Source organism: Methylophilus sp. QUAN, from assembly GCF_015354445.1.
GTDB lineage: Bacteria > Pseudomonadota > Gammaproteobacteria > Burkholderiales > Methylophilaceae > Methylophilus.
The window spans coordinates 779,596-792,810 of record NZ_JADKYT010000001.1; the positions used below are offsets into that span (position 1 = coordinate 779,596).

Sequence of the window (13,215 nt, forward strand, 5' to 3'; positions counted from 1 at the left end):
AAGAGATGACAACCAATAAACCCGAATCCTTGGATTTTGATTTATTTCTTGAGCTGTTTGAGGCGACGCCAGATTTGGCGCCTCAGCGCGAGACTAAAAACCAGATTAAAACCAAATTGATGCAACGGGTTTCGCAGAGCCGTGATTCGCAGTTTTTTGTATTTTCAGAGCAGGGTCACTGGAAATCCATCAAGCACGGGATACAAATCAAAGTATTGAAAAGCGATGCCGAAGCCAAATCGTTTCTGCTCAAACTCGAACAAAACACAAGTATCCCGTATCACGACCATCAAAAAAATGAAGAAACCTTTGTGGTTGATGGCGAGGTATGGCTGGATGGGATTCATTGTAAGAACGGCGATTATCACTTTGCGGGTGCGGGAACGTTTCATAAAGAAATCCGCACTGAAAACGGTTGCACGCTCCTGATCAAGACTTACTGATGCGTCAGCCACCTGCACCAATGAGGACCATTTATTTAATCCTGATCATGGCAGCATTCATCTTTTCTGCTTCAAGCGGCTTGGCAGCCAATGAATTTAAGGCGCCGATCTGGCAAATCGGTGGGCATCTGCAAACCATCGTTCCCTCGCTGTTTCCGCAGGTTGCAAAGCAGACATATGTCAGGGAGCGCTGGGAGTTGCCTGATGGAGACTTTGTGGATGTTGATTGGACCGAGCCACCAGAGCAGCCAGATAAAGCGCAGAGCAAGCCCGTATTGGTGTTATTTCACGGCCTGGAAGGGAGCTCGCAAAGTCATTATGCCCGTGTGATCATGTCTGCGGCCAAGCAGCGCGGCTGGCTTGGTTTAGTCGTTCATTTCCGGGGCTGTTCAGGCGAACCCAATCGGCTGCCCCGAGTGTACTATGCCGGGGATGCTGAAGAGATCAATACCTTCATTTCAATCATTCATCAAAAACTCCCCGAAAACCCTATTTATGCGGCAGGGGTGTCATTGGGCGGTAATGCACTCTTAAAGTGGCTGGGTCAATATCCGAATGATGCGCGTCGGTTAGTCAAAGCGGCGGCGGCCATTTCAGCGCCCATCGATTTAAAGCAAACGGCGCACAGTCTTGATAAGGGCGTTAATTATTTGTTATACAGCAAACACTTTGTCGCGACGATGAAGCCAAAAGCGTTGCAAATGGCCGAGCGCTTTCCTGACTATCTGGATGCCAGAAGGATACAGGCAGTCAGTACCGTTCAAGACATGGATAACGCGGTGACCTCGGTGTTGTTCGGTACAAACAATGCCGACGAATATTATGACGTGAACGCTTCCAAGCCGTGGTTGCCTGCCATACAAACGGAGACGCTCATTTTAAATGCCAAGAATGATCCTTTTGTCTCCTTTGAAAGCTTGCCCACAGAAGCAGAAGTATCAAGCACGGTTCATCTGGATTATCAAGCTGAGGGCGGTCATGCAGGCTTTTACGGGCATGGCGATAAAGAATCTCCATGGCTTGCAGAGCGCATCTTCAATTTTTTTGATGCCACAGACCATACGCAATTAGACGCTGTGGTCGATCCACTGATGCATTTTCATCCTGCATCGCTTTATCAGTAATCTCAAATAATCAACAATCTCCCTCACCGGTCCGTGAGGACATCTCTTTGATCTCATTTTCTAACGATTAGTCAACACTAAAGTAAATAATGAAGTGCTGACTGCATCCATTTTCAGATGCATTACGTATATCAGTTACGAGAAAAGTTTTTCACTCTCGAATTAAGCATCGGCTGAAGCAGCACATTTGTGTGCGCGATTACAGCTATTTTATTAACGCGATAATTTGTTACGTGAGAATATTTCTTGGGTGTGGTTGCTATAAGCCGTTTGGCAATGGACATAAAAACGACTTTTTGAGGTTGATGTTGGGAGCGTAAGTGGTGTGGGCTTGGCTTGGATAAAGCTTCCTCCGGTTAAGACCACACTGTTTTGTAAGTCATTTTAATAATTGAAAATATATTTTTTGAGAGAGGTTAGCATGAAGAAGAGTGTTATTTACAACGCAATATTGGGCACAAGTTTGCTAGTGGCAGCTTCCCAAGTAAATGCAGATACATTATATGGCGTGAACAGCAGCAGCATTGCTGTGATTGATACCTTGAATATAGGTGCGGTTTCCTACATCAATATTTCAGGGTTGGCAGCGAATGAAAGATTGCTGGGCGTTGACCTCAGGCCAACTGATGGCTTGGTCTATGGGCTCACCAGCCAGAACAGGTTGTATACACTGGATATGACCACTGGTGCAGCAACCTTCAAGAGTAGCCTCACCGGCGCCTCCCTGACCGGGCAGTCTATCGGCATCGACTTTAACCCGGTTGCAGATTTTGCTGGTAACGCTTCGCTACGTGTAGTCACGGGCACTGGCAACAACTATGCGGTTAACGCCAATACAGGCGTGGTAGGCAATACCGCCGGTGCAAATATTGGCAGTGGTTATACCGCCGTTGCTTACACAAATTCAAATCCTGGCGTTACCCCAGCCAGCACGGGGTTGTATTACGTGAATACCACCACAGACTCATTAAACTTTCTGGCGAGTGGATTTAATAACCCGGCCGGGGCTGGTGGCATCCAGACCGTTGGCGCATTGGGTATAGATGCGTTGTCTGCGAATGGCTTTGACATTCTTGGCAACGGTAAGGCCTATGCCTTGTTCAACCTGGATAATGGCACCCTGGATTCGCAATTGTTTTCGATTAACCTGATGACCGGTGCCGCTACTTATATCACTACTTTAAACGGCACTTTCAATGGGTTGACTGGCGTAGCCACTGTGCCTGAGCCAACAAACGTTGCATTCCTGCTGGCAGGCCTGGGTCTGATGGCTGGTGTGGTCACACGTCGCGCTCGTCAACGCGCATAATACACAGCTAAATCATTAAGCCTTCACAGGCCGATGCTTACTCGCATCGGCCTTTTTTATATGAATGTGACAAAGTCTGCAGCAGTCCAAGTGCGTAATACCTAGATATATGGAAAGCGGCAATCAGGTGTGAGTTAGTACAGCTAATTGATGGTGCAGCCAGTTTGCTTCACTTGACTCGCCAAGTGATCAATAAATGCACGCACCACTGGCGGCAGCCCGCGCCGGGTGGTGAATACAATGTGCAGAATGCCCAAGGTCGTTCTCCACTCCGGGAACACTCTGACTAATCTTCCATTTTTTAACGCTTGGCTGCATGTATGGTCAGGCAATAACGCCACCCCAATGCCAGCAATGGCGGCTTCTCTCACGGTTGAAAAATCCACACAACTCAATATGGGTTCATGCCTGATAGATTTTGTCCCTAATGACGCATGGTGGAATTGCCATTCGATGGCATGATTCTGGTCTGAAGTCGCGATGGTTGGCAAGGCGGATAAATTATCCAGGCTGGATTGATCCACCTTGCTCGCAAACGCAGGTGAAGCGACCAAAATGCGCTCGGAATGCCCAAGTGTTCTCATCACCAAAGAGCCATCGGTATCCAATACCGTGCGCACCCTGATGGCGACATCGATTCTATCCTCAATCAGGTTCACCGGATTATCCCCGGCGACCAGTTGTAATCTGGCTTGCGGGTAAGCCAGAAGGAATGAAGAAAAAATGGGCGCCAGCGTTTCGTACAAGCCTAACGGGCAACTGCATCTTACTAAGCCTTTGGGTTCACTGAGCGACTCAGAAACGATAGAGTCAGCCTGCTCCACATCCAGCATAATGACTTTGCAACGCTCATAAAACGATTGCCCGATCTCAGTCACGCGGAATCGCCTGGTCGATCTTTCGATCAAGCGCACGCCCAGCCTTTCTTCTAACAGGCCAATTCTTCTGCTGATGGTGGATTTTGGAATGCGCACACGTCTGCTGGCAGCCGCAAAACTGCCGCCACTCACCACCTCCGCAAACAGGATGTAATCATTAATATCACGCATATTGGCTCATTTTTGGAACAATTAAACTCACGAAAGCAGTCTAGTGCATTTATTGGCTCACTGGCAATATTTCATCCATGCAGTCACGTTTATTTAATTACTCAAGGAGAAACATCATGTCAGCAACATTTGAAAATAAAGTCGTCGTGGTTACTGGTGGTACTAGCGGTATCGGCCTCGCAACAGCCAAACACTTTGCAAACCAGGGCGCGAATGTCTATATCACAGGCCGTAGACAAGCCGAGTTAGAAGCCGCCATCAAAACCATAGGTGGTAAGGTAAAAGGGATTCAGGCCGATATGTCTAAACTGGCGGATATTGATAGACTCTATGACGCAGTACAGCAAAACCACTCCCAAATTGACGTGATCTATGCCAACGCGGGTGGCGGTAATATGCTGCCGTTGGGCGCCATTACCGAAGATCACTACGAAGACATTTTTGGCAGAAATGTCAAAGGCGTGATTTTCACCGTACAAAAAGCATTGCCCTTACTTAAAGATGGCGCATCCATTGTATTAACTGGCTCAACCACCAGCGTGAAAGGCACCGCCGCGTTTAGTATTTACAGTGCATCCAAAGCAGCCATTCGCAACCTCGCCCGCAGCTGGATTTTAGACCTCAAAGACCGCGGCATTCGTGTCAATGTCGTCAGCCCAGGCCCGATTAAAACACCAGGTTTGGTAGAACTGGCCGGTAACGACCCAGTGCAACAACAAGGCCTGCTGGATTATTTAGGTTCTCAAGTACCTATGGGCAGAGTGGGGGATCCTGACGAAGTAGCAAAAGCCGTGGCGTTTTTATCATCACCTGATGCCAGCTTCATCAACGGCATTGAGTTCTTTGTCGATGGTGGCCTGGCTCAGATTTAGGTTTGAAAGGAATAGATGCACCTGCCGAAGCAAATGCGCCAATGATTGTGGCGCATTTGCCAAACGACAACAAGCCACTAGCAATCCCATTTTAGATTATCAAGCCGACAAGGTGAAGAGCGTGCCGCTGTACCTCGGCGGCTTGATGTCCGCCTAAACTAGATTTAAAGGACATTGAAGTAAAGAAATAATTAATGTTAAAAGTTAAATTCAAAAACGAAGAAATTATTTTTTGTTGTTTTTCAGTTCTGAAGCTGTAATAGATAAAAGGCTACTACGTGGCTACTCATACGAGAAGTAGTGTAAACGAAAACGGCCTTCATCTCTGGAAGCCGTTTTGTATTTGGTGGTGAAAGAGGGAGTTGAACCCTCGACCCCAGGATTATGAATCCATCCTAACCCGTTTTTTAAGTCATTGTTAAATATGAAGGTTTTATTTAACTGCATGTTTTTATTATATATTTTAAAAATCCACGTAGCAGTGGCTAGCATCTTGTAGCAATTTTTAGCACTCTTTCTGTTGCCCTGGTGTTGCCCCAGGAGTCATCATTTACTAGTTTATAGTCCTCTTAAGCTAGCATGGCCACCCAAAATACATGACTCAGAGGGTGATGAGTTTTTTTTAAATTGAAGCTAATAGATGGCTATGGTAGGCTGAGAAATTCAAAATATGTATTCAAACTAAATTTAAGAATTAAGAAAAATAATGAAAGTAATTAGCTTAAGTAATGCCCTTCAACAATTAAAAACACTGAGTACAAGTTTAGGTGACTTTACTTATATAGATAGTCTAGGAGAGGGTGGCAATAGCTTTGTGTATCTTTTCGAAAAAGGAAACAAAAGCTTCGCAATAAAATTCCTAAAACATAATGTTGATTCAAAGAAGCTAAATAGATTTAAAGATGAGTATTTCTGTGCAATACAGATTGCAACACATAAGAATATTGTACAGACATATCACTTTGATTCTGTTTCAGTGAATGATGATAATTATTACATTATCGTAATGAAGGCGTATCAAAAAAGCTTACATGGTCTTGGTAGCATCAGCCAAGAAACTGAAGAAATCAAAAGTAAAAAAGGATGGAAATTATTTCAAGATTTGTTGCAGGCACTTAAGCACCTTCATGAAAATAAAATCATTCATAGAGATATAAAACCACAAAATATTTTTTTTGATCAGCTTGAAGGCGAGTTTGTCATCGGCGATTTAGGAATCGCACATTTTTCAGATGAAGACTTTCCTAAACTGGCAAAAACAACCCCCTCAGAAAGGTTGGCAAACTTTTCTTTCAGTGCCCCGGAGCAAGTAAACAGTAAAGATCCTGCTATTGAGCCAAATGATATTTACTCGCTTGGTCAAGTCATGCAATGGTATCTAGCAGGAGAAATTGTACGGGGACTAGATCGCAAGAAAATATCCAATAGTCAATCGTCAGAGAAACTAAGATGGATAGATTCAGTTGTTAATAAATGTCTCAAAAATAATCCCACTGAAAGATTTCAGTCTGTCGATCAAATTTATTCATTTCTAGAAAATTTAAAAGAGCCAGCGCCTAAGAACTTATGGAACGTATTACATAAATTCGATGATGTTATTAGGCGCACATTCCCGAAAATTAACGGAGTTCTTTCTATCTCCGACGAAACTCAAATGAGGAAATTCTTTTCCAACTTTAACAATGAATGTAATCCAGATGATTTTTGGTATATGTCAGTTAACGAAGGGGATAATACATACCAGCATTTAACTGAACTGGAAAACGGTAAATGGCTTTTTTGTGGTGAGGAGGAGTTGGATGTCGAAAAGTTAATTATTTATCGGGATAGTCATTACCCATACAGGAACTTCTTTGTTCTTTTGATTGAACCATCAGAGCCATTTGAAATTGTAGATTCCACCGGGAATCAAATAGCTAGAGAAATACCTGAGGAGTGGCGTATGGATGCAGCGGTTTTTTGGAGTGATCAATACATTGATTGTAGTGAAACTAGAAATGGTTATTATGATAATCAGGGTACAGTGATACCTGTAAGTAGAGAGCTATTCAGTGATAGAGTAAGGCATCTTAAGCCGTTTGCATATATTGTGGTGCCTGAAGGTACACCTACTGCATATATGATGGACAGGCATCCAACAGGTAAGTTTCTACAATCAATAATTCTGAACTCTGAGATTCAAACCGTTAACCTTGAAGAATATTTTAAAGAGACGCGCGGGCATCTGAATCCAGAAATATCAAAGTGGTTATAGGAGATTTATTTTAGTGGAAAGAGTCCATCACGACCTAATGAGTCGCTGCCAGAGAATATTTGAACATTAGCTAAACTACCTATATTTCTTGGAGGATCAATATTTTCAAGAATTATGAATTGACCTAAATGTTTGATTGAGGATAAGTGCTCAAAGAACTTAGTCTTCAATGAGCTTTTTGCCAATAATTCTTCATCTGCTGTTAAAGCTGTAACATTAGAATTCTTCATTGGATCACGATATGTAAGTAGTGGGGAGTCTAATACTACAAAACCAGGGTGCGGTAGAGTATTTCTTCTGCAGTAAATCAATAAAGCAACTTTAAACGCAGCATGAGTTACAGCTCTCACCCCTTTTCCATTATTTACTCTCAATTTCCCATCAATTATTAAGTCATGGGTGCTTTGGTCGAAGCTCACATCGCAATTACCTGGAAACTCCCAAGCAGTTAATACTTCCCCGACTATTTTAGAAAGCTCATAAACAGAAGAGTCTGGTGTTTTTAATACCGGTTGATCATCTTTCGAAGGTTTTGTAAGTTTATTGAATTCTTCTAATTTTGCTAAAAGAGTGTTTCTTTGTTCAAGAAGCAGTAAGCCTTCTTTTACAGAGTCTCTTTCTGCAATGATTTCTCTGACTGAAATTCTTGTTTCATTTGCACTAGGGGTTAGCCTAGTAATATTTCGCTCAACTTCATCTAACCTTGTGCTTGATGATGAATATTCCAAACTTAATTTAGTTTTTTCAGAATTTAGATCTGCAATAGTGTTTTGCAAATCAGTTCGTTGGCTTTGGATCTTTGCTATTTCTGAAATAGCTGATAGGCGAATTACTTCAATATTCTGAATGTCATGACCATGAGACTGCGCCTCAGGTGGTGCTCCGCATAAAGCACAGGTTTGTTCATTACTTAAGGATAATAAAAATCCAGCCTCCTCTAGAGAGTCTAATCTTTGAATGTCAGAAATATAAACAGCATCAAGTGTAGAAAACCGTTCAAGGTGCAATTTAATTTCATCTAGCCGGTGCCCAATTTTTGGTAGCTCTATGGATAGTGATTGTTTCTCTTGTAAAAGTGATCTGATAGTTCCTTGAACCGCGTCAAACTCTTCTTGTATTTTTTCAAATGTTGAGTCTAATTTTTCATTTTGAGAGCTTAAGTTTTCTAAATCTGGATATTCGGACAGCTTATTTTTAACAATATCCAACATCTCTTGGACCACTTCAATCCTCACGGATTTTGATGTTGAGAATGTTTTAGCATCAAGTATAGGAACGATTGCGCTATCATCAGCTCCGGTGATTAAAAGTCTAAAAAGACTTCTCTCTTTAGTTCTGAAAACCGGATCACCACTTTCTATAGGTGATGTTTCACTTTGTATTTCTGTCTCATCAACTAATGCAACCGGAATCACATTGCGAAAGCTTATTGCATCAGTTGCTCCAGTTACATTTTTCGCTAATTTTTTCCCCGAAAATCCTAGCCTCTCTAATAAAAACTGCGAAAGACTTAGAGTCGCTTTGGTGTTTTGAGTAGCACCTAAGATTTGCGGAGCCTTAATTAATGAGATATTTGTAACGATTCCATCATGGAGTTCGAAGCCACCTCCATTTATTGACCTAGATAACGTAAAAATCTCACCATTACTAAATGTAAAACTAAACCATATTTTTTCGTATCCATTACGTTCTTTAAATTCTGGGAGTGGCTTTGTTCCGCCTAACATGAAGTCTATTACTTTTAATGTAAAAGACTTTCCTGTATTAGAAGCGCCATAGACAAGGTTTAGGCCAGATTCAAATTCAAGAAATGCAATCTCTACATTTTGACCAGTAAATGCAATTTGTTTTATCGTCAGACTCATTTATTATCATCTTTTAGAGTTATTGATTTTTCTTGAAATTCTATATTCCAACGCCCAATTTTTTGAATAATAAAATCTCTCAATTCATAATCAGAAAATGAGGAGAACTGTTCAACTACCCATTTTGCTCTTTCAATTAACGCTTGGGAATATTCGGTTCGCATGTGTCGAGTAATAACATATGCCTCATCTGTGGCTTGATAGGAAATACCTTTTGAATCAGTAATTGCATTGATTAGATGAAATCTCCTCATTAAAATTAATCCCTCTTCAATTAATCGTCTTCTAACAAGCATCTCGCCACTTCTTTGAGGTAACTTGGGGTGTAAGCTTGCAGGGCCGCTAATGTCTCCTGTATGTACAACTAAATGGTCTAACCATGTCAGTTTATTGAGATCATAAGAGTCTGGGTATGCGGCTTCCAAGATAACCAATGAACGAATGCCAGTCTCTAATTGACTATTAAATAAAAGAGATGGCTTGTCATTCAATTTATCTATTTTCGCCATTTGACTTTATCCTCATTTGCAAAGTGATGACAGATGCCTTGTTTTACTTGAGTTTTAGCATATGTGGCGAGGGGGCCAGAGGGGGCAATAACAGCAGCCTGCTCCATTACTTTGGTAAGTCTGGTCAGTGCGTCTTTATGATCAGAATCATGAGTATCTAAAATACCGTGATAAATGTCCTCTTCAAAGCTCTCAATTACAGAGTTGTCGGTATTGTCCCTATAAAATCTTTTAAATGCAGCTGCATCGTAAAATCTTTCTCTTTGAATTGAGAGGTGTCTTTGATGACTTGAGTAAGTTGAAAGCTCTTCATGAGTTGAAAAAACTTTGCCCTCCCGCTCACTGTAGGCATCAACTAATTGGTTAATATAAGGCAACTCATTGTCTACAATCTGAGTAGGAACAACTCCTTTGGGGGCTGCTCCTGGATCTGATTTAAACCATTTAAATAGAACAGGGGCTATTGCGTCATCACTCAAAATATCATCTAAATTAAAGCGACCAATATTCGAGAAGTTGTAAGCCTCTATAAAGGCTTTTAATTGGCTATCAAGAGTTATCTGCGATCCACTTATGATATTTTTAGAGCAATGATTGTCCCATTCGGAAATTAATTTTTCTTTGAATTGTGATGGGTTGAATATAAGTTTTTCAACATTTCTATTAAGCCCTCGGGGAGCTACAAAATAATAGGCTGTGGGGGCTGTAAAGTTCGTTAGAAAAGCGTAATAGAGAATTTTTCCTATTTCACTAATAACTAATCCCGTTCCTAAAGATTTTGTATATTGTTTGCACTGGTAGTTATGCCAAGCACCCTCATGCTTATCTGCTGTAAGAAAACCGACAACATCTCTACCAAGATCTCCAGCACCAGAAAATCTAGCAGCAGAGGAATAAGTTTTTTTAGTTTTTTCATTAACCCAGTCCAAAACAAATTGTTCTAATTGGGTATCATCAAGAGCCAGAATGTCGCGATAATAAATTTGCTTATTTACCATTTCATGATCTTTTAATTAGTTGCAAATGTAATTATGTATGGCTGATTTTAGGATAATAACTGAAGTCTTATAAATAACAATTTGCTATTGAGTGTCTTTACATGAAGAAAGTATTGAATACACTCTTGATGTTTAAAAAATGCTGCTGTTTATAAAGGCTAAATTAAAGATCTAATACAAATTTAACAGCCGGTACAAATGAAAAGCCTCATCAAAAAACAAGCTATGTAATTAGCCCGATAAAAAGGTCATGGGCTATTCGCATCTAATCCTATTGTATCTATGATTTGTTGCCCTGCTAATAGGGTAGATGAGGGCGATAAATAAGGACTTATACTAAATTTTTGTTGCCCGGCTGTTGCCCCAGCATAAATGAGAAAGGGCTTCCGAAGTGATTGCTATCCTTGGAAGCCCCGCTCTTTGGTGGTGAAAGAGGGACTTGAACCCTCGCCCAAGATCATGAATCTTGTGTTCTAACCAGTTGAGCTACATTGACATTAAAAACTAAAGGCGTAATTCTATTAATTTTGCTTATGCTGTATCAAAATAGACCGGAGAAATTGCTTTAGTTAACTAGTTAGCATGATGCACGTTTGCCTGAGCCAATTTGAACGAGATTACCCAAATCAATAGCCCGATAACTGAAGTTGCCGCACCAATCGTACCAAATACGTTGTAACCTAATCCATGGTCAATCGCCATTCCTCCTAACCAGGGGCCTAGAGCATTCGCGGTATTTAAAGCAGCTTGAATGGCGGCAGCAGACAATACCTGTGCATCACCAGCAATTTCCATCAAATGGGTTTGTAACGTGACTGGCAATGCCATCATGGTGCCTACTGCGACGGCTGCGATTACAATGCCTGGCAGTGAGCCGGAAATGAAGGGAATCATCACCAACACAAATATTGACCACACAATCAGCAGGCATGCGCCTTTGAATTTCATGGCATCTGCAATTTTGCCCCCTGACAACATGCCGATGATTGAGCCTATGCCAAAGGCGACAACCAGCCAGGGCATATATGACTCAGACACCTTGGTGACATTGACCAGCACCGGTGCCATGTAGCTAAACACCGTAAACATGCCAGCAAAACCGAATACGCCAATCAACAGCACTAGCCAAATCTGTAGCCGATTAAATGCTGCCAGCTCTTCCATCGGGCTGGATTTTTTCTCTTTGGGGTCTAAAGGCAGCGACCAATTAACCATCAACACGGTGATGAATGCCAGTACGCCGACTAAAGCAAAGGCTAAGCGCCATGTAAATTGTTGTCCTAACCAAACCGCAAGCGGGTTGCCCACCAGTATTGCCACGGCCAGGCCAAGCATGACCTTGGTAACGGCCATGCCTTTTTGCGAAGGTGGGCTGATAGACGCTGCCACTAGCGAGGCGATGCCGAAATAGGCGCCATGTGGCAGGCCGGAAATAAATCTGGCGACCAGCATGGTGCCGTAAGTAGGGGCGAGCGCACTGGCAATATTGGCGATGGCGTACATCATGGCGAGTGCAAGCAATAAGTTTTTTCTTTTGAGCCCAGCACCAAAGATAGCCAGCAAGGGTGCGCCCACCACTACGCCTAAAGCATAAACGCTGATAGAAACGCCAACCTGGGATTCTGATACGCCTAGCCCACGGCTAATCTCAAGCAGCAAGCCCATGCTTGAGAATTCGCTCAGCCCGATTGCAAATGCGCCTATTGAGAGCGCGAAGATAATCAGGTTCTGTCTGGTTTTAGAGAGTTGGATTGGGGTGATGATGTAATTCGACATGGGCTTGCTTGAAGATTTATATGGAATACGATTGCGGATGAGCTCAGTCTTTATGACTGAGGTTTGGGCACATAATTTGCGGCTACTTGAAAACCATTGTCGCGTTGAGGCAAAAAAATAAGCCATTGACGTTAAATCAATGGCTTATTTGAATTTTGGTGGTGAAAGAGGGACTTGAACCCTCGACCCCAGGATTATGAATCCTGTGCTCTAACCAGCTGAGCTACATCACCATATTTGAAAGACGGCGATTATAGCAGTTGTATCATGGGTCGACAACATGATACTGCGACCTTTTTGACTAAGTATTTTCTGCTTTTTTGATTTTTGTCATTCCCGCCTTGTGATTCTGGCGTATTCTTGCCAACTTTTAAATTTGGAGCACAATAGCGGCATGACTCGGGAAGCAGATAATCACAGTGGCGTACTCAAGTTAAGTGCGGTGTTGGCGGATGCTTTACGCCAGCGCGATGCGTATACACGCCTGCATAGTGACCGCGTGATGGCGCTGGCGAACGGCATTGGTTTGGCGCTGAGCCTGAGTAGCAACGAGTTGCATGTGCTGGAACTGGGCGCGAGTTTGCATGATATTGGCAAGATTGTGGTGCCGGATGTGGTGCTGATGAAGCCGGGCAGGCTGGATGATGCTGAAATGAGCGTGATGCAGTCGCACCCTTCGGTAGGCGGCGATTTGATTGCGGCTTACGAGCATCCACGGTCTGAGCTGGTTTCCAAGGTGATACGCCATCATCATGAGTGGTTTGATGGTTCTGGTTATCCAGACAAACTCGCGGGCGAGGGCATCCCCTTATTGGCGCGCATTGTGACGCTGGTGGATAACTATGATGCGATGGCAGTGCGGCGGGTGTATCAGGGCGCGCGGCCACATGCGGAGATTATGCAGATTATGGATCTGGAGTCGGGCACTAAGCTGGATCCTGACCTGTTTGCGTGTTTCACGCGGGTGATTGAAAAGCCTGAGTACGCTGAATTTAAAGCGACGGGCAATTAGGCGG

The 13,215-nt window shown here is 42.9% G+C and carries 11 protein-coding genes and 2 tRNA genes; 6 read left to right on the forward strand and 7 right to left on the reverse strand.

What is annotated here, in order from left to right; all coding sequences use genetic code 11:
- Nucleotides 1-5: 5 nt before the first annotated feature.
- From INP79_RS03770 to INP79_RS03780, 3 genes are all read left to right on the forward strand, one after another.
- Nucleotides 6-443, forward strand: a complete 438-nt coding sequence (locus INP79_RS03770; RefSeq protein WP_194752985.1) for a cupin domain-containing protein — start codon at nucleotides 6-8, stop codon at nucleotides 441-443.
- Nucleotides 443-1,567: a hydrolase gene (locus tag INP79_RS03775; RefSeq protein WP_194752986.1), complete on the forward strand. Its 1,125-nt coding sequence runs from the start codon at nucleotides 443-445 to the stop codon at nucleotides 1,565-1,567. Before INP79_RS03770 ends, INP79_RS03775 begins: the two co-directional genes overlap by 1 nt.
- A 421-nt stretch (nucleotides 1,568-1,988) precedes the next feature.
- Entirely contained in the window at nucleotides 1,989-2,876 is an 888-nt protein-coding gene (locus INP79_RS03780) for a DUF4394 domain-containing protein (protein ID WP_194753844.1), read from the forward strand.
- A 143-nt stretch (nucleotides 2,877-3,019) separates the two neighbouring features.
- Here the strand turns inward: INP79_RS03780 and INP79_RS03785 are convergent, their stop codons facing one another.
- Nucleotides 3,020-3,925, reverse strand: a complete 906-nt coding sequence (locus INP79_RS03785) for a LysR family transcriptional regulator (RefSeq protein WP_194752987.1) — start codon at nucleotides 3,923-3,925, stop codon at nucleotides 3,020-3,022.
- A gap of 116 nt (nucleotides 3,926-4,041) precedes the next feature.
- Here INP79_RS03785 and INP79_RS03790 point away from each other — a divergent pair, with 116 nt between their 5' ends.
- Together INP79_RS03790 and INP79_RS03795 are read left to right on the forward strand one after the other, a co-directional pair.
- The gene (locus INP79_RS03790) at nucleotides 4,042-4,797 is read left to right on the forward strand and encodes an SDR family NAD(P)-dependent oxidoreductase (RefSeq protein WP_194752988.1); all 756 of its coding nucleotides are present in this window, start codon (nucleotides 4,042-4,044) and stop codon (nucleotides 4,795-4,797) included.
- Between the two features lie 706 nt (nucleotides 4,798-5,503).
- Nucleotides 5,504-7,051 (forward strand): protein kinase, encoded by a 1,548-nt coding sequence (locus INP79_RS03795; protein WP_194752989.1) that lies wholly within the window; start codon nucleotides 5,504-5,506, stop codon nucleotides 7,049-7,051.
- Nucleotides 7,052-7,056: 5 nt separating this feature from the next.
- On the opposite strand, the gene INP79_RS03800 is transcribed toward INP79_RS03795, so the two are convergent.
- The 6 genes from INP79_RS03800 to INP79_RS03825 form a co-directional block, all read right to left on the reverse strand.
- Nucleotides 7,057-8,916, reverse strand: coding sequence for a hypothetical protein (locus tag INP79_RS03800; protein WP_194752990.1), 1,860 nt, complete (start codon nucleotides 8,914-8,916; stop codon nucleotides 7,057-7,059).
- The gene (locus tag INP79_RS03805; RefSeq protein WP_194752991.1) at nucleotides 8,913-9,425 is read right to left on the reverse strand and encodes an ABC-three component system middle component 2; all 513 of its coding nucleotides are present in this window, start codon (nucleotides 9,423-9,425) and stop codon (nucleotides 8,913-8,915) included. Before INP79_RS03805 ends, INP79_RS03800 begins: the two co-directional genes overlap by 4 nt.
- Complete coding sequence (locus INP79_RS03810) at nucleotides 9,413-10,423, reverse strand: ABC-three component system protein (RefSeq protein ID WP_194752992.1); 1,011 nt, start codon at nucleotides 10,421-10,423, stop codon at nucleotides 9,413-9,415. Before INP79_RS03810 ends, INP79_RS03805 begins: the two co-directional genes overlap by 13 nt.
- Before the next feature lie 421 nt (nucleotides 10,424-10,844).
- Nucleotides 10,845-10,914 (reverse strand) — tRNA-Met (locus INP79_RS03815).
- 82 nt (nucleotides 10,915-10,996) lie between these two features.
- Nucleotides 10,997-12,199, reverse strand: a complete 1,203-nt coding sequence (locus INP79_RS03820) for an MFS transporter (RefSeq protein WP_194752993.1) — start codon at nucleotides 12,197-12,199, stop codon at nucleotides 10,997-10,999.
- Between the two features lie 156 nt (nucleotides 12,200-12,355).
- Nucleotides 12,356-12,432: transfer RNA gene (locus INP79_RS03825), tRNA-Met, on the reverse strand.
- A 161-nt stretch (nucleotides 12,433-12,593) separates the two neighbouring features.
- Here INP79_RS03825 and INP79_RS03830 point away from each other — a divergent pair.
- A complete protein-coding gene (locus INP79_RS03830) occupies nucleotides 12,594-13,211 on the forward strand; it encodes an HD-GYP domain-containing protein (protein WP_194752994.1) in 618 nt (205 codons plus the stop codon).
- The last annotated feature ends 4 nt before the right edge of the window (nucleotides 13,212-13,215 follow it).

What these genes read in the sequence shown, in the direction of transcription:
- INP79_RS03770 (WP_194752985.1), top strand. Translation starts at nt 6, where the DNA reads ATGACAACCAATAAACCCGAATCCTTGGATTTTGATTTATTTCTTGAG.
- INP79_RS03775 (WP_194752986.1), top strand. Translation starts at nt 443, where the DNA reads ATGCGTCAGCCACCTGCACCAATGAGGACCATTTATTTAATCCTGATC.
- INP79_RS03780 (WP_194753844.1), top strand. Translation starts at nt 1,989, where the DNA reads ATGAAGAAGAGTGTTATTTACAACGCAATATTGGGCACAAGTTTGCTA.
- INP79_RS03785 (WP_194752987.1), bottom strand. Translation starts at nt 3,925, where the DNA reads ATGCGTGATATTAATGATTACATCCTGTTTGCGGAGGTGGTGAGTGGC.
- INP79_RS03790 (WP_194752988.1), top strand. Translation starts at nt 4,042, where the DNA reads ATGTCAGCAACATTTGAAAATAAAGTCGTCGTGGTTACTGGTGGTACT.
- INP79_RS03795 (WP_194752989.1), top strand. Translation starts at nt 5,504, where the DNA reads ATGAAAGTAATTAGCTTAAGTAATGCCCTTCAACAATTAAAAACACTG.
- INP79_RS03800 (WP_194752990.1), bottom strand. Translation starts at nt 8,916, where the DNA reads ATGAGTCTGACGATAAAACAAATTGCATTTACTGGTCAAAATGTAGAG.
- INP79_RS03805 (WP_194752991.1), bottom strand. Translation starts at nt 9,425, where the DNA reads ATGGCGAAAATAGATAAATTGAATGACAAGCCATCTCTTTTATTTAAT.
- INP79_RS03810 (WP_194752992.1), bottom strand. Translation starts at nt 10,423, where the DNA reads ATGGTAAATAAGCAAATTTATTATCGCGACATTCTGGCTCTTGATGAT.
- INP79_RS03820 (WP_194752993.1), bottom strand. Translation starts at nt 12,199, where the DNA reads ATGTCGAATTACATCATCACCCCAATCCAACTCTCTAAAACCAGACAG.
- INP79_RS03830 (WP_194752994.1), top strand. Translation starts at nt 12,594, where the DNA reads ATGACTCGGGAAGCAGATAATCACAGTGGCGTACTCAAGTTAAGTGCG.